Origin of the sequence: Aphanizomenon flos-aquae FACHB-1287, from assembly GCF_014698755.1 — a bacterium.
Taxonomy (GTDB): Bacteria; Cyanobacteriota; Cyanobacteriia; order Cyanobacteriales; family Nostocaceae; genus Dolichospermum; species Dolichospermum flosaquae.
Window position 1 is genome coordinate 26,155 of record NZ_JACJTO010000033.1, and the last position, 22,934, is coordinate 49,088.

Sequence of the window (22,934 nt, forward strand, 5' to 3'; positions counted from 1 at the left end):
AGAAAATTTTGCTGATATGACTGATATCATCTTTTATAGTTACTAATATTCTCTTTATATATAGTTTTTCTACAATACTAATTGAAGTACGGAACATCAGGTACAATCTATAAGATGACATAACTTTGACCTTACTACAATGACAAGCATCTCTACGTCTACCCTAGAAATCCCTGAACTATTAGCGCCCGCTGGTAATTGGGAATGCGCGAAAGCTGCAATAGAAAATGGTGCAGATGCGATTTACTTTGGTTTAGAAAAGTTTAATGCGAGAATGCGGGCTGAAAATTTTACATTAGCAGATTTACCCGAATTAATGGAATTTCTGCACTTGCGGGGAGTCAAAGGCTATATCACCCTGAATACCCTCATTTTTGCCCAGGAACTAACGGAAGTACAGCAATACCTCAAAACTATCATTTCTGCGGGTGTTGATGCTGTAATTGTTCAGGACGTGGGTATTTGTCGACTGATTCGTCATCTTTCCCCAGACTTTCCCATTCACGCTTCCACTCAAATGACTATTACCAGTGCTGCGGGGGTAGAATTTGCCAAATCTTTGGGCTGTCAATTGGTAGTTTTAGCGCGGGAATGTTCGATTTTAGAAATTAATAAAATTCAAAAACAAATATTATCAAAAAACATTTCTTTACCTTTAGAAATTTTTGTTCACGGTGCTTTATGCGTCGCATATTCTGGACAATGTTTAACCAGTGAAGCATTAGGAGGACGTTCTGCAAATCGGGGAGAATGTGCTCAAGCTTGTAGAATGCCTTATGATTTAATTGCTAATGGGGAAGTTGTTAATTTAGGTAATCGGAAATATTTATTAAGTCCTCAAGATTTAGCGGGTTTAGAAGTTTTACCAGAGTTAGTAAAATCTGGAGTTACTTCTTTAAAAATTGAAGGACGGTTAAAAGCACCGGAATATGTTGCTAATGTAACTCGGGTTTATCGTCAAGCTTTAAATCAAATTATAAAAACTCACATAGAGACATTTTCTCATACAGAAAAAGACCAATATAATTTAGAAATGGCATTTTCTCGCGGACTATATACAGGTTGGTTTGAGGGAATTAATAATCAAGAATTAGTACATGGGAGATTTGGCAAAAAACGGGGTGTTTATTTAGGAGAAGTTACCCGGATTAAAAATGCAGAAATAACTGTAAAGTTAGAAGAACCTGTTAAAGCGGGAGACGGAATTGTTTTTGATTGTGGACACCCAGAAAGGAAGGAAGAAGGGGGAAGAATATATGCAGTTATCCCTAATGGAAAAGAGACAATATTAACTTTTGGAAGAAATGATTTAAATTTTCATAGTATTCATATAGGTGATAAAGTTTGGAAAACCAATGATCCAGAATTAGATAAACAAATTCGTCAAAGTTATACTGGAGAAAATCCCCAATTTACCAGACCTATTAATATAGAAGTGTATGGAGAAATTGGAGAAAAATTAATAGCTGTATGTCGTGATGAATTGGGTAATATTGTTCAGGTAGAATCAGAAATATTTATAGCTGAAGCACATACAAGACCTCTTTCTATAGAAAGATTAAAAGAACAATTTGGACGGTTAGGAAATACACCTTTCTATTTAGATACTTTCATAAATCATCTTAACGGTAATATTATGTTACCTGTGAGTGAATTAAATAGAATGCGTCGAGAAATAGTCAGTAAATTAGAAGACTTGAGAAGTAAACCCAAACTTTGGCAATTAAATCATCACGCAAAATGGCAAGATCTAATTACTAATAAATATACAGCAATTCTCTCTTCTCCCTCCCTGATTGTTTTAGTGAGAAATATAGAACAATTAAAAGCAGTATTGACCACAGATATTAAAATAATATATTGTGAATTTGAAGATCCACGCAACTATAAAGAAGCGGTAAAAATAGTACGAGAATCTGCAGAAGAAATCACAATTTTTGTCGCACCACCTCGTATAACCAAACCTGGAGAAACCTGGATTTTAAAACAAGTTCATGCTTCTCAAGCTGATGGTTATTTAATCAGAAATTATGATCAATTAGAATATTTTGCTAATGAAAAATGTGTTGGTGATTTCTCTCTAAATATCGCTAACCCCTTAACAGCAGATTACTTTAAAAACCGATTTAATTTAGAAAGATTAACAGTATCTTACGACTTAAATATTAACCAACTTGAAGATCTAATTACCAATTATCCAGCACAAAATTTTGAAGTCACAATTCATCAACATATCCCCATGTTTCACATGGAACATTGTGTATTTTGCGCTTTTTTATCTACAGGAACAGATTATACCAACTGCGGTAGGCCTTGTGATACACAAGCGGTAACAATTAGAGACAGGGTAGGTAGTGAACACATTCTGAAAGCAGACGCAGGATGTAGAAATACAGTATATAACAGCACTGCACAAACTGGAGCAGAATACGTACAACGGTTAATAGGATTGGGTTTACAGCACTTACGGATTGAATTTGTCAATGAAACACGGGAACAGGTACAAAAAACAATACAAAGTTATCAGAAATTACTTAAAGGAGAAATCATTGGTTCGCAACTTTGGAGAGAATTGAAGCTACAAAATCAACTAGGTGTAACTCGTGGTGCATTGAGGATAATGTAGCCAAAATGGGACAAGTAATATTACAATGCTTATAAACCTCGTTCTCTACTTTTTATGTCAAGTTTAATCCCTCAGTGTCAAGAATTATCAGTACAAGTTGAATCTATTCTGCAACTTTTACACCAAGAAACAGCTTTACGTTCTCAAGACATTACACCGGTAAAAATTTCCTTAGATAAAGCCATTTCTCCTAAGTTTGAAATTGTCTTTGCTGGTGCTTTTAGTGCGGGTAAATCAATGTTGATTAATGCACTATTAGAGAGAGAATTATTATATAGTGCAGAAGGACACGCAACGGGTACAGAATGTAAAATTGAATATGCACCAGCAGATTCAGAAAGAGTTGTTTTAACCTTTTTGAGTGAAGCAGAAATTCGAGAACAAGCGGTGTTTTTATGTCAACAATTGGGACTTAATACTGTAGAAAATATCAATAAACAGGATGTAGTTAACTTATTACATCAATGTTGTACAGCAATTATTAAACAAGAAGGGGGAGAGAGTAAATCAGAACGCGCAAAACAAGCAAAAGCGCTGATTTTACTATTAGAAGGATATGTCACTAATAGAGATAGGATTAATACCCATAATAATGCGACATATTCCATGGAACAATTTAATTTTACTAACCTCAAAGAAGCCGCAGGATATGCACGCAGAGGTAGTAATAGCGCGGTTTTAAAACGGATTGAATATTATTGTTATCATCCTCTTTTAGAAGATGGTAACGTCATTATAGACACTCCAGGAATTGATGCACCAGTAGCAAAAGATGCACAATTAACATATGAAAAAATTCAAGATTCAGATACGTCAGCGGTAGTCTGTGTTCTCAAACCTGCGTCAGCGGGAGATATGACCAAAGAAGAAACCGAATTATTAGAAATAATGCGGGAAAATGCAGGGATAAGAGACAGAGTTTTTTATATCTTTAACCGCATAGATGAAACTTGGTACAATAACCAACTCAGAGAAAGATTAGAAGATCTAATTAATAGTCAATTTCGAGATAGTAACAGAGTTTATAAAACCAGTGGTTTGTTAGGATTTTACGGAAGTCAACTTAAACAAACAACGCGATTAGATAGATTTGGGTTGGATTCAATTTTCGTAGAAAGCGTCAAAGGTTTAAATGAGAGAGAAGAAACACCACAATTTGTTTACGCTTTTAATAATTATTGTGTTAATGCAGGTAAACTTTCTCCCAGTCAATTTAGAATTTCTATCCATGGTTATGAAACTCCCAATGAAAACTATGTGAGGATTTTAGAAGAACAGGGAACACCATTAATTAACCAACTCATTCAAGATAGTGGAATTGAAGAATTTCGGACTTCAATTACTCGCTATCTCACAGAAGAAAAACGTCCGCAATTATTCAAAAATCTTGCAGACGATTTAGGAGATATTTGTATTAAACTCAAGAAACACTATCAAGATCAACAACGAGAATTAGATAGTCAACCGCGAGAAATCGAAAGCATGAAAGAATATGAGTTGCAAAAATTAAATCAGCAACTCCAACAAATTGGGAGAGATTTTAATCAGCACATTCATGATGAAGTTAACGGATTAATTAATAGTAATTCCGAAGAATTTGAAGCAGATTTTCGACAATTACAATCACGCATGATTCGTCGTCTTGATGAATTACTAGATAATTTCTCCGTCGCAGAAGCTTACCGACGTGCGACCTTAAGTCATCCTAGAAACGCAACTGCACCCTTATTAGCTGTTTTAGTAGAGGCTTTTTATTACCTATCAAATCAGTTGGAAGATATTTTAATAGAATCTTGTCAACAAATCATTGCTAATCTATTCCAACAATTAATGGCAAAAATTAGAAAATCAGAATATTACCGTCAATTGTATCGCTTATTGGGTAATGATGGAGGAATTGAATCACAGGTAAAAGAAATAGAAAAAGTAATTTCTCAAACTTTAGTAAATAGTGCTAGGGTAGAATGCGATCGCTTTGTCAGAGAAAGCCCCAGATTTTATAACGAAGGCACATTTTCTATCTATCAATTTCGACAAGTATTAGAACAAACTTCCCAAGGTTACGACGCAGAAAGTATAGTTGACGCTGAACCTGCAATTAGACAATTATTAAAGCTAGATTTTGAACCGAAAGTTTCCCATACTATTCGTCAATCTTTCCGTCAAACTATCAACCAAACTATCAAAATTCAGTTATTACCAATGGGAGAAAAACAAGCAGATGAGATATTACAACAATATCCCCAAGCCCGGGCTTATTTAGAGAAAACATTGCAACAAGAAGCTGAGGAAAAGATTGCTAATAATCAACGTTTGTTGAGTCAAGTTGAGGGAAAAATCGCGGAATATAATACAGCAGTTGCGGGAATTAATGGCTGTTTACAAGCGATGCAGTTATATGAACATTTACTGCCGATAATTGGGGAGGAAGAGGTATAATGTTTTGGGTGAATGCAGGGTTTTTCTGTGTTCACCTAATTTTGTTTTTTAACGAACCACAGAGGCGCAGAGGACACAGAGGAAGAAAGAAATGGAAGATAATTTTGAAATGATAAGTTCTGAACAAAGTGATGTTGTGATTGATTTTGATGGTTATATTTTAAAAGCCAGTCAATTAGATTTAGCTTTGTCAAAAGTAATCTTAGATAAGGGGAAATTAGACCATTTAAATCATGAACTAAAATCTATAAATAGTCGTGTTTTACCATCTGTTAAAAATCCTGATGATTGGATAAATGATGGTGTTGACTGTCAAATTTTAAAACCGAGTAAAAATTGGCAAAAAGGGAAATTAAGAATGAAAGTTTCTTTGGAATTTTGTCCTGACGAACCAAAATCACCCCTTGACGAATTCCGAGGCAGATAAATAAATGAAGCTACATTATAAATAAATTAGTCCACACAGATAGAATTTGTTTGTGTGGATGCGATTTACTTAATTGTCTGAATCAGGATTTTCTAAAAAGTTAATTTATTTTAAGATTGATAATTGATGATATACTTATTGGTATGATTAGCGAAGATAGTGAAAGATAAGAATTTTATTTTAAAAATATCAAATCAAGAAATCCCAAAAAATAAACACCAAATCACATCCTGTACATCCTCAAATCCTGGATATCCTGATTCAGACAAAATTTCAATCTATGAACAAAACCCCACGCATTCCCATACCCCCAGAAGTCAGAAACTACGTTTTTCAAAGAGATAAATATCAATGTCAAAGCTGTGGTAAAATCTCCCAAGAAACTCAACTCAGTATTGATCATATTATCCCCTTATCTCGTGGAGGAAAAAACGATATTAGTAACTTACAAACACTCTGCTTAACCTGCAACCAACACAAAACAGATAAAATTGACAACCGTTTTCGACGACATTTTGACACCTAGCTCTTACCTCTGTGTTCTCTGTGCCTCCGTGGTTAGATAAATACCCTCAAACCATTTAGTTATCCCGTCAGCCAAAGTACTCGCCATTTTCCGCTGTGCTTGGGGATTCACTATCTCCTCAAATTCATAGGGATTACTCATAAAACCCAATTCCAATAATACCGCCGGTGCAGCACTAGGACGAGTCAGGGCTAAATTCTTCCAAAATACACCATAGTTAGGTTTACGGAGATTTGTAACTACGTAATTTTGTAAAAATACTGCCAGGCTATGAGATTGAGAATGATACCAAAAAGTTCCAAATCCTTTCGTGTTTTCCGCATCCCCATTATCCGGTAAAGAGTTATGATGGATAGATAGAGCGATCGCGGGTTCTTGTGTATTAATAATTACTTGACGTTCCACCAAGGACACATCTCGGTCATCTTCCCTCGTCATTACCACTTTAGCGCCCCGCTTCACCAATTCATCCCGCAGCAATTTAGAAACAATCAAATTCACATCTTTTTCTAGATACCCAGTTGGTCCACTAGCACCAGATTCTTTACCACCATGGCCAGGATCAAGTACAATCTTGATATTAGACAAAGGTAAACGTTTACTCTTGTTCAGACGGGGTGAATGACGTAAAGTTAAAACCAGAGTTGTATTCTCATATTTCAGCTTATAGCCCCACTGTTGGAACTTTTTGAGGTTAAAAGTATATTTGACCTGTTTAGGGCTTACCTGCTGCCAATCTAGGCGAGAAATTAGGGGGTCATCATCTAGGCGAATTGTGTCTGTTTGGGCAGTAGTATTGTAAAGAGTGAGAGTGAAAGCGTTATTTCCCTGTTCCACACTCACCGGTACAGCAGTTTCTAAGGGGAAACGAATCTCCGTAGCTGTACTTAGTCGCCGATAACCCACACTCCGAATCACTGTTTGTAGTCTAACCGCACCTGTGATAATTCTAGTCTCTTTACGATTAATCCAAGCACCATAGTCTAAACGCAGCCATTCACCTTCTTTACCTGTCACTGTCGCCATAGTTCCCTTCGGCAAGGGTGTAAGTCGTGAATAATCCGTACTCGGTCCCGTGCGAGTAATGCCTGATTCTGATGCAATTTCTGCAACTCCTAACTGTGTGGCCGCGAGAATTTCGATTTTACCTAACCCAGTTTGAGTTATTCTTTGATTATCAAGTTGTAAATTAAATTGGGGTTTTCCTAAATCAGCAGCATTTGCGACTGTTGTACAACCTTGGTATTTGGTAAGACTAGAAAGATTAGGCTGATTTAAACCTGTTAAAATACTCGCGTCAGGAGGTAATTGTGCAAATGATGGTTGGGCTAAAAGAGTAATATTTTGATTGACTAGGTTAACCCAGACAGTAGCTTGAGGTGGCGCAATGGCACTAAAACAAATTAATTCCCCTGGTAATCTGGTAATATCAGTAGCAGGAGTCAAAGAATCCTTAGCAAAGCCCAAACCCGCGGGTAACTCAGGTTGCGTAGATACCCTGTTAATTTTAATCTCTCGTTCTTGATTTTGGTAACGGACTTTAAATATATTTTCTCCTAACTGCAAGGGAAAACTAGGGGAAAAATGCCCAGCCTGACTACGTTTAACTAGCTTACCATTAATTAAAACTTGGCCTCCCGGTGGCGCTGTACCGATAAAAAATATTTTTTCTGTACTGGTTTGGTAGTTTGTGGAGGGAAAAACTACTAAAAGTGGTTTTTCTGCTAACGCAACTGAGGAGGCTAATGAAAAGTTAAATAATATTAATCCTAAAAGTTTCTTCATGGACAAATACAAGGGTTTTTAGAATAGGAACTGTGGCAAAATGGGGAAGATGAGATAAGACATCAATAATTCACCCCGCATACAAGCTTCTCAAATCGTCTACACAAATTCTCCCTGCGGGAGCAAAATCTATTAAGAGTTACTAGAAATTGAAAATACTATGACTAAGTTTATCTTTGTGACTGGAGGCGTTGTTTCCAGTATTGGTAAGGGCATTGTAGCAGCTAGTTTGGGTCGTTTGCTCAAATCACGTGATTATTCTGTTTCCATTCTCAAACTTGATCCCTATATTAACGTTGATCCGGGCACAATGAGTCCTTTTCAGCATGGAGAAGTTTTTGTTACCCAAGACGGTGCAGAAACGGATTTGGATTTGGGACATTATGAACGGTTTACTGATACTTCAATGTCCCGGCTGAACAGTGTAACTACTGGCTTGATTTATCAGTCAGTTATTAACAGGGAACGCCGAGGAGACTATAATGGCGGCACTGTTCAGGTAATTCCTCACATTACCAATGAGATTAAAGAACGAATCCTTAGGGTCGCTAAAGAGACTAATCCCTCTGCGGTAATTACAGAAATTGGTGGGACTGTGGGCGATATTGAATCGCTACCATTTTTAGAAGCAATTCGTCAACTGCGAAAAGAGGTAGGAAAACGAAATGTACTATATATGCACGTTACCTTATTGCCCTGGATTGCAGCAGCAGGAGAAATGAAAACTAAGCCTACTCAGCATTCTGTGAAGGAACTTAGATCCATTGGCATTCAACCAGATATTCTAGTATGTCGCAGCGATCGCCCCATTCCTGTGGGTTTGAAACAAAAGTTATCAGAATTTTGTGATGTAGCTGTAGAATGTGTTATTACTAGCCCAGATGCCCGCAGTATCTATGAAGTCCCAGTCATTTTAGAACGGGAAGGACTCGCGGAACAAGTCCTCAATTTGCTGCAAATGGAACAACGTCAACCCAACTTGAGCCAATGGGAAATGATGGTAGAAAGGATGTATAATCCTAAATACAGCGTCGAAATTGCCATAGTTGGTAAATACGTGCGGTTAAGTGATGCCTATCTTTCCGTAGTTGAATCTTTACGTCATGCGGCTATTGCCACTCACAGCGATTTGCGGTTACGATGGGTAAATTCCGAAGCTCTCGAAACTGAACCCGCCGAAAACTATTTATCCGGTGTAGATGGTATTATTGTTCCTGGCGGTTTTGGTAGTCGCGGCATAGACGGGAAAATTGCAGCCATTAAATACGCCCGCACCCGGCAAATTCCCTTTTTAGGTTTATGCTTAGGAATGCAGTGCTCTGTTATTGAATGGGCTAGAAATGTCGAAGGTTTATCCCATGCCGACAGTGCTGAATTTAATCCGTACACTGAAGACCCGGTTATTAATCTATTACCGGAACAACAAGACGTAGTAGATTTAGGCGGAACAATGCGATTAGGACTTTATCCTTGTCGAATACTTCCTAATACCCTGGCTTTTCAACTTTATCAAGAAGAAGTCATTTATGAGCGCCACCGTCATCGTTATGAGTTTAACAATATTTACCGAAACCAGTTATTAGATTCTGGTTATTTGGTGAGTGGTACATCTCCTGATGGTAGACTAGTAGAAATCGTTGAATATTCTCAACACCCTTTCTTTATCGCTTGTCAATTTCACCCCGAATTTCAATCTCGCCCTAATGCACCTCACCCTTTATTTAAAGGATTTATTACCGCTGCTATTTCTCAAAGCCGTCCTCTAACTACCGCAACCAAAACAGTAGAAGTATCTTAATTTCCTATGTCAATGCTAATTTAGCAGCGCCGACCATTCCCGCTGTATTTCCTAATTCTGCTCGTAGAATTTGTAACCCTACGCGGGAAGTTGGTAAAACTCTTTTTTCAATTTCTGCTGTTAGTGACGGTAAGAAAAACTCAAAACTCGCGCTCACACCACCACCAATAATAATTGCCTGGGGTGTCAGCACATAGAGTAGACTTGTTAAACCTATTCCTAAATCTTTACCATATTCTCGCCAAAAAGTCAAGGCTTCTGGATCTCCACTTTGGGCAAGTGCGCCTAATTCCGCTGGCTCTTTGCCTGTACGACGACGGATAGCAGCAATGGAAGTATATTGTTCTAAAGAACCTTGATTGCCACTATTACACATTGGTCCGTCAGAATTTAGGGTAATTAAACCTAATTCTGCTGCTGCACCTTGATGTCCCACAAATAATTTACCATCTAGAATAATTGCTCCACCAACGCCGGTTCCCAAAGTCAGTAAAATCAAATTGGGGAAATTTCGGCCAGCACCTAACCAAGCTTCTCCTAAACCAGCACAGTTAGCATCATTTGCCAGAATTGTTGGTTGACCAGTTTTAGTTTCTAACCAATCTGCTAAAGGTACATTGTCCCATCCTACCAGATTAATGGCAACTTTTGCAACTCTTCCCATAGCATCAGTAGGTCCAGGAGTACCTAAACCAATGGCAATAGTTTCATGATTGGGGTCAATTTGTGATATTGCATCTACTATTGCAGATAATACAGCCTCTGGTGTTGCAGGTTGGGGAGTATCTACAGATAAAGACTTTAAACAATTACCATCTGCTGTAAACCGTCCCAACTTAATCGCAGTTCCCCCTAAATCAATACCAATTACTTGTTTTGTCATTAGTTAGTTGTTCGTTGTTAGTTGTTAGTTGTTAGTTGTCAGTTGTCAGTTGTCAGTTGTCAGTTGTCAGTTGTTAGTTGTTAATTACTCATTCCCACTTCTATTGATTTTTCCTAATAACTTGCACATTTGCAATTGGGTATGAATTATTATGTGCTTGTTGCCAATTAATAATTGGCGCACCCTTTAAAATACCCGATAAAGCTACAGAAACCATAAACCCACCAGTAGCAGCCGCAATTAAAGTAATGTTATCTTTCACACAACTCCCTCAATAATAATTACATTTTTGTTAGCTGACCACTGACCACTGACCACTGACCACTAACCACTAACCACTGACCACTGACCACTGACCACTAACTATCGCCTATTTTCTCTTCTCAAACGAGGATTGACAAATTCATTCAACCCTTCACCAAGTAGTGATAACCCTACCACTAAAGTTGTCATTGCTAAACCAGGAAACAGAGTAGTCCACCAAATGCCTGTAGGTAGTGCTTCCAGGGCTTGTTTTAAATCATATCCCCATTCCGGGACTTCTTCCGGTAATCCTAACCCTAAAAATCCTAAACCGCCCAAAACCAAGATAGCATCTGCAGCATTCAGGGTAAAAAGAACAGGGACACTTTGAATAACATTGAAAAATAGATATCGTGATAAAACAACCCAGGTAGAAGCACCCATAGCTTGTGCAGCTTCTATATATACTTCAGTTTTGACGCTGACGGTGTGATTACGGACAACTCGATAATATTGGGGAATATAGGCTATACTAATAGCGATCGCTGCATTTAAGATACCTCTACCGACAACAAAAGCCAATGTTACTGACAGTAGTAATCCTGGTAAAGTATAAATACTATCCATTAGAAATAATAAAGCTTTATCTAATTTTCCCCCTAAATAACCGCTTACCATCCCTAAAGGCACACCAATAATCATACTCAATGATGTCGCTAAAGTCACAACTTGCAGCGCGGCCTGGACACCAAACACACTGCGAGAAAAGACATCATAACCTAAACGACTTGTTCCAAACCAGTGTTGAGCCGAAGGTGCTTGGTGAATAGGGTTAGAAAGAAATTCTTTCGGGTTTTGCAACCAACCCCAACCTTGGAAAACAGGAGCAAAAAAGGCTAAAAAGATAAAAAATAGAGTCATACCCAGACCAATCTGCATTAATCGCTGAGATAGGCTAGGATTTTCCGTAAATTTCCAAAAATTTGGCACTTGCTTTTTTATAATCGTCATTTAAACACCGGCTTGAAAAATTCGACTAGCTGTCAATTGGATAAATTTATCACTCAACCTAACATGAGCTACAAAAAATAGACAGGGTTTTATTTATAGATAGCATTTATTTTTTTCGTTCTGTGATGATAGAAAACTAGAGATATTTGGGAATACTTGGGATTGGAGTGTATATTCGTCCTAATTTTCCATTAATTGTTGAAAATAATATGAACAGCCATTTCAGAAAGCAATTTCTAAAATATTGTTTAGCACAAAAGCCAGATAATGGGGGATTTACACTGATTGAACTACTTCTAGTAATCATCATAGTGGGTATATTGTCTGCCATAGCTTTACCCTCATTTATTCAACAATCCTCTAAAGCTAAACAGGTAGAAGCTAAACTATTTGTTGGCTCCATGAACCGCGCTCAACAGGTTTACTATTTAGAAAATACCACCTTTACCAATGCTGTTGATGACTTAGGTATTGGTATTAAATCACAAACCGATAATTACGAATACAACATCAGTATGTCCAGCAGCACAATAGCTACAAATAACGGTATCTCTAAAAAAGGGTCTTTAAAATCCTACGTAGGAGTTACTTTTTTAAAAACCTTGATCAGCGATACTACTGACCATGTAGCTATAAGTATTTTATGCGAAAGTCCTGCTATTGGTGAAGGTACTCAGCAAACAATGGCTTTAAATCAGTGTCCTAGCAATTGGATACCGTTACAAAAATAACATAAAACCACTATAACACCCTTGAATTAACTCTGAAAACCAAGGCCTCTGATTTTTTCCAGAAGTCGAGGACTTGACCATTGCATAGAAAAAATATAATCACACCAAGATCCTATATAAATAAGCTTTTTTAGCCTTTTTCTCTGTCTAGGGAAAAAATATTCTTAGTGAAATGACATGAAAAGGCTCAAATCTGGGTAACTTATCTACATAAACAAAAGAAGCAAGCAACACTAACCCTGTAAGGAAAACTCCTATGAAAACTGAATTGAAAGCAAAATTTTTGCAACACCTTGTTGGTAAAAAGAAAGATGATCAAGGTTTTACCCTGATTGAATTGTTAGTTGTGATCATCATCATCGGTATTTTGTCTGCTATTGCTCTTCCCTCCTTTTTGAACCAAGCTAAGAAAGCTAGACAATCTGAGGCTAAGACCTATGTTGGTTCTATGAACAGAGGTCAGCAAGCTTTCTACACAGAAAATGACTCTTTTACTAGTAGTGTTGATGCTATGGGTGTTGGTATTGGTACTCAGACTGCCAATTACGTATATATAGCGGTTGCTGGTGCTGGTACTGGAACCCAGCTTTTCGCTGCTAACTACTCTAGTTCCGCAAGTTCTGGCAGTGGACTGAAAAACTACGGTGGTGTTGTTTCTTTAAGAACTGCTGGAGCTAACTCCGAGGTAACAAGCCTAGCATTTATGTGTGAAACTAATAACGTGGATACAGTTGGATCTGCTGCCGTTGATATAGCTGCTACAAGTACATCTTGTGCGGACGGTGGTAAAGCAATTAAGTAATTCTGGAATTGTTGTTATTGGCAATTAAGAGTAAGATTAGATAATTAACCTTCTATGTAAGACCTAGAGAGTTTAAGCTTTGTCAACCATTGTCCTATCTCTAGGAAAAAATATTTTTGGTGAGGTGATATGAAAATGCTCATAACTGGGTAAGTTATTTACATAAACAAAAGAAGCAAGCAACACTAACCCTGTAAGGAAAACTCCTATGAAAACTGAATTGAAAGCAAAATTTTTGCAACACCTTGTTGGTAAAAAGAAAGATGATCAAGGTTTTACCCTGATTGAATTGTTAGTTGTGATCATCATCATCGGTATTTTGTCTGCTATTGCTCTTCCCTCCTTTTTGAACCAAGCTAAGAAAGCTAGACAATCTGAGGCTAAGACCTATGTTGGTTCTATGAACAGAGGTCAGCAAGCTTTCTACACAGAAAATGACTCTTTTACTAGTAGTGTTGATGCTATGGGTGTTGGTATTGGTACTCAGACTGCCAATTACGTATATATAGCGGTTGCTGGTGCTGGTACTGGAACCCAGCTTTTCGCTGCTAACTACTCTAGTTCCGCAAGTTCTGGCAGTGGACTGAAAAACTACGGTGGTGTTGTTTCTTTAAGAACTGCTGGAGCTAACTCCGAGGTAACAAGCCTAGCATTTATGTGTGAAACTAATAACGTGGATACAGTTGGATCTGCTGCCGTTAATATAGCTGCTATAAGTACAGGTTGTGCGACTGGTGGTAAATCAATTAAGTAATTCTTGAGTTGTTCTTGGCAATTAAGAGTAAGATTAGACAATTAACCTTCTATGTGACATATAGAGGGTTAATGTCTTTGTTGAGAAGTAATATATATAGCAGTTTCCATGGTCAAGAAATACACCCCCCGCTGTGGCACACCTTCCTATAAGCTTTGGGGAGGGTTGGGGAGAGATAATTCTATATTAGAGAGGGAAAGGCTGTATATGGAGTATATAGGTAAAAATTAGATGATTGAAGCTAACTGGCAGGAACAGGCACAGGAGTATCTGATTAATGAAGATTATAGTGTGGCAGCAAAACTGTATAGGGAAGCAATAGAAAGAGAACCTGATATTAAAAATTATTACTGGTATTTAGGATTACTATTATTATTACAAGGTCAGGAAACGGAGGCACAAGTCACTTGGTTTACGGCATTATCAGAAGTAGCTCCAGCAGATTTTGATACTAAAGAATTATTAGAAGTTTTAAACACAGAAGCGGAGCGTCGTATCGCAATTGAGGACTATCATCTTGCTTGGGCAATTCGTCAGCATATCAGAGAAATTGCCCCTGAAAATATTAATAATTTATTGGGTTTGGTGGTAATTGTGATTCAATTACCGACCTTTGAGGATGATTGTCCAGAGTTGTTAAAATCTATCAGTGATTCCTTATCTATGACAATAGATAATTGTGATCTGAATTTGTTATTAGATGTTATTAATAAATTGTTAATTTATACAAGTACAGGAAAATCAGAATTTAATTCAATTGTTGATTTTGTGAAAATTTGTCTACAGAATTATCCAGATAGTTTGATAAAGATAATTATTAGATCTATCATGGTTCAATGTATCAAAGTATCAGCTTTTTATAAAAGACCTGACTTAGCATCAAAATTTGCAGAACTTTGTTTAGAGAGAATTCCTAAGAATTATCATCTTGAACATAGAGAAATTTTAATAGCAATATCATATATGTATCAAAACTGTGGACAATATGATAAAGGAATAGAATCAGGTAAATTATGTTATGAATTATCAGATAATTTAGTAGAAAAAATTTGTGCTAACCAGGTTGTTCTGCGAGGATTAATGACTTCTGGTAGTTATTGGCAAGAAGCTAATGATTGCTTGCAAGAGCAGATTATATTAGCTGGGAAGTTAGTAGAAACCCAACCTGATATTGATCAGATAGTAGATCTAAATAGATTATCTCAGGTGTTGTTTTTCGTTCCGTATTTTGAAGATAAACCGGAAAGAAACCACATACTTAAAAATCAGATTTCTAGTTTTTGCCAATCTCAATTTATTCAAAAGGAAGTAGAAATTGCAGAAAGGAATTCTAAAAATATAAATATAAGAAGACAAAATTTAAACGGAAATAAGCAAATATTTAATATTGGTTATATTTCCCATTGTTTTAAGAAACATTCTGTTGGTTGGTTATGCCGTTGGCTGTTTAAATATCATAATCCAGAAAGATTTAAAATCTCTTGTTATTCTTTTGACGAGTCTGAAAGACTGGAAATGTTTACCGAAAATAATTTTGTTAGGAACTCATATAACTTTTACAAGTTTGGAATTGATCAAAGTGATAAAGTTTGGGAGCAAATCCAAGGGGACGAAATTGATATTTTAGTTGATTTAGATAGTGTAACTTCGGATTCAACTTGTGAATTGATGTCAATTAAATCTGCACCGATACAGGTAACATGGTTAGGGTGGGATAGTTCAGGATTACCATCAATTGACTATTTTATAGCTGATCCTTATGTGCTACCAGAATCAGCACAGAATTATTATAGTGAGACAATTTGGAGATTACCGCAAACTTATATTGCTGTTGATGGTTTTGAGGTAGATGTACCTGATTTACGAAGGGAGGATTTAGATATTCCCAGTGATGCGATTATTTATTTTATGACCCAAAAGGGGTACAAAAGGCATCTACCTCATTTAAAATTACAAATGAGAATTATCAAAGAAGTACCTAATAGCTATCTTTTGATCAAAGGGGATGCTGATCCAAAAACGACCAAGTTATTTTTTGAGAAAATTGCAGAGGAAGAAGGTGTAGATTTTGAGCGGATTAGATTTTTACCCCATGTCCGTAGCGAAGCCGTCCACCGTGCTAATTTACAGATTGCTGATGTGGTTCTTGATACTTATCCCTATAATGGAGCAACGACAACTTTAGAAACTCTATGGATGGGTGTTCCTTTAGTTACAAGAGTGGGTGAACAATTTTCGGCTCGCAATAGCTACGGTATGATGATGAATGCAGGGATTACAGAGGGTATTGCTTGGAGTGAGAATGAGTATGTTGAGTGGGGTGTGCGTTTAGGTAAGGATGAAAAATTAAGACAGGAAATATCGTGGAAGTTACGACAGTCAAGACATACAGCACCCCTATGGAATGCCAAAAAGTTTACCCGGGAGATGGAAACAGCCTATGAGCAAATGTGGCAGAGATATGTTGATAGTTGAGGTTAGTAATCAGCAAAATCCCCGACTTCCTGGGGTGATTTTTCTATAGGTACATAAATTAATCTTAGGAGTCGGGAATATACAGCGGTTTCCGCTCTGATTACTTAAACTTTTGTGGTGGGGGTATCTTTCCCGCTAGATATGTACCTCATAACACCAGGAAGGGCTGTATTTTAGGTATTACTTGTATAAGCCTTAATTCCATGTAGTAATAAACCTAGTCCCCATCCTAATATAGGATAAATTGCCCAGAAATATCCAGGACTTACTAGCAAGTTTAACAGCACTAAAAAACCATTAATTGCTAGAAAAACAAATAGGTGTGATTTGAATCCTTTGCGTTGTTGACCATGGGATATTTGCTCTTTTTTCACTGCTAAATTATTTTTTATCCACTCTTGTTCTGCAACTTGTAGCGACTCTGAAGAAACACCTAACTCTGAAGCTATTTCTATTATTTGTTCCCTTGTGTATTCTCCCTGTTGCTTCCTTTTAAAAGCTACTTCGAGAATTTGCTGCATTTCCTCTGAGTTGTAAGTCATTATCAATACCTAAAATGGTAAAAAATACTTTGGAGATTGATTTTTGGATTTGAAATGGTAAGTACCTGGACAGAATTAATTACATTTTCTATGCTTATGAACTGAGGATATTGTCAAGTCTATATCTATGGGTCTAAAACTTTTCCAAATTCCTCTTAGAAAGACATTTTACATTTTAAAAATAATTGATGTCGTAATTGATGGTACAAATTTAGTATTAAGTAGCATCAAATACCATATTTTCTATTGAATACTTTTAGCTATTTTTACAGCACTTCCCGGTGTTGTAAGAGTTTGATGATTTAACTTTATAACTCATAAGAGCGGAAACCGCTGTATTAATGCCAGGAACGAGACTTGAACTCGTGACACGAGGATTTTCAGTCCTCTGCTCTACCAACTGAGCTATCCCGGCGTGGGGCTTTCTGCTTACCACCGCAACTTAATCTAACATAAGAAAAAAGATGAGTCAAGGGGTTATGCAAAAAAATTTTCAATTAACCTTCAGGGTCAATTTTACCCAACTAAACACGGTCACAAATACCAAAAATTGAACAAAAACAATACTGGGACCTGAAGCTAGGTTAAACAAACCAGAAATCATCATTCCCCCAATACTACTACTGAAACCGACAACCACCGATAGAATCAAAAAGCGGCTGAAATGGTGACTCATGAGTTTGGCTGTAGCGGCCGGAATTACTAAAAACGCATTCACCAATAAAACACCGACGGCTTTAATCGCTACAGCTACAGCCAGAGAAAGCAAAATAACGAATCCATAACGATATAATTGTACAGGTATGCCTTGCACTTGAGCAACATCGGGATTAAGAGTTAATAATATCTGTTGTGGTAAAGTTGATAATAAAAAAACGCTACTACCCACAAGTACCAACAGGGTCAAAATTAAATCTGTGTTATCTATGGCTAAAATATCGCCAAATAGTACCCCCATTAAGTTACCGCGATATCCTTTAATAAAACTGGTGAGAATTACACCGATTGCTAATGCTCCAGATAGAACTATACTGAGAATACTATCACTAGCCAAATCAGTTTTATCAATTAGGTAAAGAACGACAACCCCAAAAATTAAAGTAAAAGGCAATAACATCCAAGTAGGATTAATGTTAAGTAACACGCCTAAAGCCACACCTACTAGGGCTGCATGACCCACTGCATGGCTAAAAAAAGATAACTGACGTAAGGTTACAAAACAGCCCAACAAGCCGCCTAATATGCCCATTAATACAGCCCCCATAATAGCCCGCTGCATAAAAGGAAATTGCAATAAATTCACCAAGTCATGATAATTAATGGTCATATTAGAAACAATGAATTGGGAAATTTAACCTTTTTAATCTTGATTTTTCGCGCCTTTGCGTGAGATAGATTCATTTAATGATGATGTTCATAACGACTAAAACCAGGACCATAAGTAGCCAGCAGATTCTGCGGAGAAAGGGCTATTTCTGGTTTACCGGTGCAGACAAGGGTTTGATTCAGACAGATGACGCGATCGCAATGACGGCTTACCATATTAATATCATGGGAAACTTGTAACACTGTCCAATTCTCTTCTCGTTTTAATTCGTTTAACAAAGCATAAAAATCCGTTGTTCCTTGAACATCTACCCCAGCAAAGGCTTCATCTAATACTAACAATTTTCTCGGTCTTACTAAACAATAGGCTAATAATACCCGTTTAAGTTGACCACCGCTAAGAGTGCCAATAGCCTGATTTCGCAAGCGATAAGCGTCAGTACGTTGTAAAGCTGTGGTGACTGCTACTGACATTTCCCGTTTATTTTGCCAAAAATTGCCGAAAAATGAATGTTTTTTATTACCTATTCCCAAAGCGACTAATTCACTAACGGAAATAGGAAAACTGCGATCAAAAATAAAGTTTTGTGGCATATATCCTAACTGATTTCGCAAACTTCCTAATCTGGAAATTGGCCGACCAAAAACTTCAATTGTTCCCCCATTTCGCGGAATTAAATCTAAAATGGCTTTGATTAAGGTACTTTTTCCCGCACCATTAGGACCAACTATGGCTGTATCTGTTCCTGCTAATAATTCAAAGGAAACATCTCGCACTGCTAGATAGTTGCTTTGGTAGACTGTTAATCCAAGAACTTTTAATATTGGTAATGTCAATTCTACTTGTTTTTCAATCATAAAGATGAAGATTTGAGATGCCAATAATTTATCATGATCAATGGAAATTTTCCTGTTACTTGCACCCAGAAACTAAACTTTCCAAATTAGTTTTCATTGTCTGAAAATAATACTGAGGATTGGTATCACCGCTTTCTAAAGAATCTAAGGTCTGCACTGTTATTCCCAAGTCCTGGGAAATACTGGTCAGTAATTTGTTGTCTAACCCTGGTTCACTAAATAAGGCTTTAACTTTGTATTTTTTGACTGTATTCACCACTTTTTGGATATCGGTTGGAGAAAGTTGCTTTTCAGGAATTTCTACTACTGCTAATTGTTTAATATTATAACGTTTGGCTAAATAGGGAAAAGCATCATGGAAGGTGATAAAGGTACAGTTTGGTGTTTGTTTAATCTTCTGCTGAAATTCATCATTTAACTTATCTAGTTGTTGGATATATGTCGCTGCATTACTTTGATAATTGGCTTTATTTCCTGGGTCTGCAGTAATTAAACCATCTCTAATATTGATGATTTGCTGTTTTGCTAATACTGGATCTAACCAAACATGAGGATTGCCAAATTCATGTTTGTGGTCATGTTCTCCTATTACTATTTTATCATTGGCGGAACTTTTATTAATAGCTTGAATACCTTTACTGGCATCAATTTCTATTAATTGATAATTTCCGGCATTTTTAATTGTATCTGTTAAAAACTCTTCTAAGCCTAAACCATTTTTGACTAATACCCTTGCTGTAGCAATCGCTCTTACATTTGCTGGTGTTCCTTGATATTCGTGTACATCCGTACCAGGCTTGACTAAAATATCTACATCTGCTACATCCTTAGCTACCGCTTTAGTAAACAAATAAACTGGTAAAAACGTTGTAACTACTTTGATCTTTGGTAATTTCTGATTGGGAGTTTGCTCAGTTTTTATACTTTTATTACCGCTATTATTATTACATCCATAAACTGCCGACAATATTATTAAGGTCATCAAAAGTAGGGATTTTCTGGTTTTTTTATCCATTTTCATTTATTTAAGGCCTTTTATGATTTGAGGTTGACTATAAAACTTGACTGTGACCATATTACCATAATGAGATTCATTCTCATACAATTTGACAAAAAAATATTAATGTATTGAGAATTACAAACTTTTTTGGAATTTCAGGTAATACTGCTATATACTAATATTTTTCCAAGTCATAAAGATTTCTTAATCTTTATTGGTTAGAAGCCTACTTGGAACTGCTAATTAGTATATTTAAAATACTTGTTAGTCGTTGCAATGCGTTTAAATCAAGTATGACATGATTAACTTCAAAAATGGGTGTGAAGAGAAATGCAAAAATTAGCAGCATATTTACTTACTAGTCCTGCGGTAATTATTTCCATGCTATACATGGGTTCTGCTGTACGGGCAGAAATAGCGCCAACAGTAAACGAGCTACAACTTAATAATAGTCAAGAAGAGGTAATGGCTCAAACTACCTCCGTGTCTCAATTCTCCGATGTCCAACCTCGTGATTGGGCGTTTAAAGCGTTACAATCATTGATAGAGCGCTATGGATGTATAAATGGTTTTCCTGATAACACTTTTCGTGGTAATAGAGTATTAACAAGATATGAATTTGCGGCCGCTTTAAACGCTTGTTTAGATCGAGTTAATGAATTAATTGCTACAACTACTAATGATGTAGCATCGAAGCAAGATATAGCAACAATCCAAAAGTTGCAAAACGACTTTTCTCCAGAACTAGCAACCTTAAGAGGGCGTGTAAACACCTTAGAAGCTAAAACCGCTGAATTAGAAGCTAATCAATTTTCAACTACCACCAAGTTACAAGGACAAGTTGTAGCAGTTGTTAGTGGTATTGTGAAGGGCAAAACAGTCGCTGGTGCGGAAATTACTGATAAAAATACGACCTTAGCTGCAAGAACCAGAGTAGAGTTTGTCAGTAGCTTTACAGGACGAGACACACTGCTTACGAGGCTAGAAAGCAATAATATCAAGAGTCCTGATATCAATACTCCAGAAGGAAACTTGTTTTTTGCTAATAGTGTTCCCAGTAATAGTGTTGGTATAGGAACTTTGTCCTATGCCTTTCCTGTTAGCAAAAATACTCAAGTAAAACTAATTGCTACTGGAGGCGCTGCAGATGATCTTACCAATACAGTTAACCTTTTAGATGGTGATGCTGCCTTTGGTGCTTTGTCAACTTTTGGGACAAGAAACCCAATTTATGGACAACTAAATGGTGCGGGACTGGCAGTTAATCATCAGTTTGGTGATAAGTTAGCCCTTAGTTTAGGCTATTTGAGTCCTACAGCTAATGACCCTACGGTTAAAAATGGTTTGTTTAATGGTTCTTACGGTGCTTTAGCGCAGTTAACTGTGAAGCCAAGGAATAATATTTCTCTTGGTTTAACTTACATCAACTCCTATAACTTACCACTTGTTACAGGTAGTAATAACGCTACATCTAGTATCCTCATTGACAATTTTTCTACCAATTCCTACGGTGTACAAGCATCTTTAGGAATTAGCAAGAACTTTGTTCTCGGTGGTTGGGCCGGTTATACCAATAGTCAAGTTTTAACAGGTTCAAAAGGAAAGTTTGACACTCAGAACTATGCTATTACCCTGGCTTTACCTGACTTGGGTAAAAAAGGTAACTTAGCTGGTCTGATAGTTGGTATGGAACCAAAAGTCACAAGTTCTAGTGCGAATGTTGCTGGAGTTGCGAAAGACCCAAATACCTCCTATCACATTGAGGGATTTTATCAATATAAACTTAGCGACAATATCACCATTACTCCCGCTGTAATTTGGTTAACAGCCCCAGATCACAATAAGGATAGTGGTAATGTAGTGATTGGTGCTCTGAGAACTACTTTCAGTTTCTAAGCTATCACGTCAACAAAAAGACCAACCCCTCCCACAGGGTTGGTCTATAAAAAAACGTTGTTTGCGTTGTCTTCTCAGTAGAGTTAAAACCAAATTGCACGTTCCCAAAATTCAACGGGCAACTTTTCTTAACAAGATTGTAACAGCCAGTACAATCTTTTCATGAAAATATATCAAAAAATATCTGTCTTTCGATGAGTAAGTTTTCTATTCAAGGAAGGATAAGGGAACAGGGAACAGGGAAAAAATAACAACTGACAACCGACTAATGACCAATGACCGAAAAGACGGGACACAAGCCCCGTCCTTCTAGGACGGCTTTAAACACAGCCCGGCGATATTTCGTAACACAGACCAAATGAATCTTTAAGTCTGTAACGCTGTGTCTTTCTCTTCTAAGGGGACTAGACCAATATATAATTAATTTACAGCCCAATTATAGCATTAACGATGAAAGCCAGATATCAATTCCGTTTCTACCCGACAGACCAACAGCAAAAGCTTTTAGCTCAGTTGTTTGGTTGCGTTCGTGTCGTTTGGAATGATGCCCTGGCTATTTGCAAGCAAGTAGAGAAATTGCCAAGTAACAACGATTTGCAAAAATTAGTTATTACTCAAGGGAAAAAAACTATTGAGCGGCAATGGTTGTCTGATGTTTCTAATATTCCTTTGCAACAATCAGTTGCAGATTTGGGAATTGCCTATAAAAACTTTTTTAATTCTTGTAAAGGTAAAAGAAAAGGTAAAAAAATTGGTAGCCCTAAGTTTAAAAAGAAAACAAATCAGCAGTCAGCACGATTTAGAATTGGTGG

General features: G+C 36.9%; 19 protein-coding genes, 1 tRNA gene and 1 pseudogene. 11 read left to right on the forward strand and 10 right to left on the reverse strand.

Annotated elements, in window-relative coordinates:
- Positions 1 to 139: 139 nt before the first annotated feature.
- The 4 genes from H6G44_RS15090 (at position 140) to H6G44_RS15105 (ending at position 6,018) form a co-directional block, all read left to right on the forward strand.
- A complete protein-coding gene (locus tag H6G44_RS15090; protein WP_190387365.1) occupies positions 140 to 2,626 on the forward strand; it encodes a U32 family peptidase in 2,487 nt (828 codons plus the stop codon).
- A gap of 54 nt (positions 2,627 to 2,680) precedes the next feature.
- The gene (locus H6G44_RS15095; RefSeq protein WP_190387366.1) at positions 2,681 to 5,065 is read left to right on the forward strand and encodes a dynamin-like GTPase family protein; all 2,385 of its coding nucleotides are present in this window, start codon (positions 2,681 to 2,683) and stop codon (positions 5,063 to 5,065) included.
- Between the two features lie 91 nt (positions 5,066 to 5,156).
- A complete protein-coding gene (locus H6G44_RS15100; RefSeq protein WP_190387367.1) occupies positions 5,157 to 5,492 on the forward strand; it encodes a KGK domain-containing protein in 336 nt (111 codons plus the stop codon).
- A 280-nt stretch (positions 5,493 to 5,772) separates the two neighbouring features.
- The gene (locus H6G44_RS15105) at positions 5,773 to 6,018 is read left to right on the forward strand and encodes an HNH endonuclease (protein ID WP_190387368.1); all 246 of its coding nucleotides are present in this window, start codon (positions 5,773 to 5,775) and stop codon (positions 6,016 to 6,018) included.
- Between the two features lie 3 nt (positions 6,019 to 6,021).
- Here the strand turns inward: H6G44_RS15105 and H6G44_RS15110 are convergent, their stop codons facing one another.
- Positions 6,022 to 7,803 (reverse strand): N-acetylmuramoyl-L-alanine amidase, encoded by a 1,782-nt coding sequence (locus tag H6G44_RS15110; RefSeq protein WP_190387369.1) that lies wholly within the window; start codon positions 7,801 to 7,803, stop codon positions 6,022 to 6,024.
- A gap of 160 nt (positions 7,804 to 7,963) precedes the next feature.
- On the opposite strand from H6G44_RS15110, the gene H6G44_RS15115 reads away from it, so the two are divergent.
- Positions 7,964 to 9,601: a CTP synthase gene (locus H6G44_RS15115; RefSeq protein ID WP_190387370.1), complete on the forward strand. Its 1,638-nt coding sequence runs from the start codon at positions 7,964 to 7,966 to the stop codon at positions 9,599 to 9,601.
- A 4-nt stretch (positions 9,602 to 9,605) separates the two neighbouring features.
- Here the strand turns inward: H6G44_RS15115 and H6G44_RS15120 are convergent, their stop codons facing one another.
- The 3 genes from H6G44_RS15120 to H6G44_RS15130 all read right to left on the reverse strand — a co-directional run bounded on the left by H6G44_RS15120 (position 9,606) and on the right by H6G44_RS15130 (position 11,738).
- A complete protein-coding gene (locus H6G44_RS15120; protein ID WP_190387371.1) occupies positions 9,606 to 10,484 on the reverse strand; it encodes an ROK family protein in 879 nt (292 codons plus the stop codon).
- Between the two features lie 100 nt (positions 10,485 to 10,584).
- Entirely contained in the window at positions 10,585 to 10,746 is a 162-nt protein-coding gene (locus tag H6G44_RS15125) for a hypothetical protein (protein WP_190387372.1), read from the reverse strand.
- 101 nt (positions 10,747 to 10,847) lie between these two features.
- Positions 10,848 to 11,738 carry an ABC transporter permease gene (locus tag H6G44_RS15130; RefSeq protein WP_190387373.1) on the reverse strand — a complete coding sequence of 297 codons (891 nt, stop codon included), beginning with the start codon at positions 11,736 to 11,738 and terminating at the stop codon, positions 10,848 to 10,850.
- Positions 11,739 to 11,947: 209 nt separating this feature from the next.
- Between H6G44_RS15130 and H6G44_RS15135 the strand changes: the two genes are divergently transcribed.
- The 4 genes from H6G44_RS15135 to H6G44_RS15150 all read left to right on the forward strand — a co-directional run bounded on the left by H6G44_RS15135 (position 11,948) and on the right by H6G44_RS15150 (position 16,500).
- Positions 11,948 to 12,469 (forward strand): type IV pilin-like G/H family protein, encoded by a 522-nt coding sequence (locus H6G44_RS15135; protein ID WP_190387374.1) that lies wholly within the window; start codon positions 11,948 to 11,950, stop codon positions 12,467 to 12,469.
- A gap of 256 nt (positions 12,470 to 12,725) precedes the next feature.
- Positions 12,726 to 13,271, forward strand: a complete 546-nt coding sequence (locus tag H6G44_RS15140) for a type IV pilin-like G/H family protein (RefSeq protein WP_190387375.1) — start codon at positions 12,726 to 12,728, stop codon at positions 13,269 to 13,271.
- A gap of 208 nt (positions 13,272 to 13,479) precedes the next feature.
- On the forward strand, positions 13,480 to 14,025 hold the full coding sequence (locus H6G44_RS15145) for a type IV pilin-like G/H family protein (protein WP_190595374.1): 546 nt from the start codon (positions 13,480 to 13,482) through the stop codon (positions 14,023 to 14,025).
- A gap of 231 nt (positions 14,026 to 14,256) precedes the next feature.
- Positions 14,257 to 16,500: an O-linked N-acetylglucosamine transferase, SPINDLY family protein gene (locus H6G44_RS15150; protein ID WP_190387377.1), complete on the forward strand. Its 2,244-nt coding sequence runs from the start codon at positions 14,257 to 14,259 to the stop codon at positions 16,498 to 16,500.
- Between the two features lie 173 nt (positions 16,501 to 16,673).
- Here the strand turns inward: H6G44_RS15150 and H6G44_RS15155 are convergent, their stop codons facing one another.
- From H6G44_RS15155 to H6G44_RS15175, 5 genes are all read right to left on the reverse strand, one after another.
- Positions 16,674 to 17,042 carry a 2TM domain-containing protein gene (locus tag H6G44_RS15155; protein WP_190387378.1) on the reverse strand — a complete coding sequence of 123 codons (369 nt, stop codon included), beginning with the start codon at positions 17,040 to 17,042 and terminating at the stop codon, positions 16,674 to 16,676.
- A 342-nt stretch (positions 17,043 to 17,384) separates the two neighbouring features.
- Positions 17,385 to 17,457: transfer RNA gene (locus H6G44_RS15160), tRNA-Phe, on the reverse strand.
- Positions 17,458 to 17,535: 78 nt separating this feature from the next.
- Positions 17,536 to 18,369, reverse strand: a complete 834-nt coding sequence (locus H6G44_RS15165; RefSeq protein ID WP_190387379.1) for a metal ABC transporter permease — start codon at positions 18,367 to 18,369, stop codon at positions 17,536 to 17,538.
- 74 nt (positions 18,370 to 18,443) lie between these two features.
- The gene (locus tag H6G44_RS15170; RefSeq protein WP_190387380.1) at positions 18,444 to 19,226 is read right to left on the reverse strand and encodes a metal ABC transporter ATP-binding protein; all 783 of its coding nucleotides are present in this window, start codon (positions 19,224 to 19,226) and stop codon (positions 18,444 to 18,446) included.
- 55 nt (positions 19,227 to 19,281) lie between these two features.
- Complete coding sequence (locus tag H6G44_RS15175; RefSeq protein WP_190387381.1) at positions 19,282 to 20,247, reverse strand: metal ABC transporter solute-binding protein, Zn/Mn family; 966 nt, start codon at positions 20,245 to 20,247, stop codon at positions 19,282 to 19,284.
- A gap of 309 nt (positions 20,248 to 20,556) precedes the next feature.
- Between H6G44_RS15175 and H6G44_RS15180 the strand changes: the two genes are divergently transcribed.
- Positions 20,557 to 22,122, forward strand: a complete 1,566-nt coding sequence (locus H6G44_RS15180; RefSeq protein WP_190387382.1) for an iron uptake porin — start codon at positions 20,557 to 20,559, stop codon at positions 22,120 to 22,122.
- A gap of 316 nt (positions 22,123 to 22,438) precedes the next feature.
- On the opposite strand, the pseudogene H6G44_RS20770 reads toward H6G44_RS15180, so the two are convergent.
- A pseudogene (locus tag H6G44_RS20770) lies at positions 22,439 to 22,540 on the reverse strand (IS200/IS605 family transposase); the annotation flags it as partial.
- Positions 22,541 to 22,572: 32 nt separating this feature from the next.
- Between H6G44_RS20770 and H6G44_RS15185 the strand changes: the two are divergent.
- Positions 22,573 to 22,934 (forward strand): helix-turn-helix domain-containing protein (locus H6G44_RS15185; protein ID WP_190595375.1); only part of this gene is annotated, 362 nt, incomplete at its 3' end.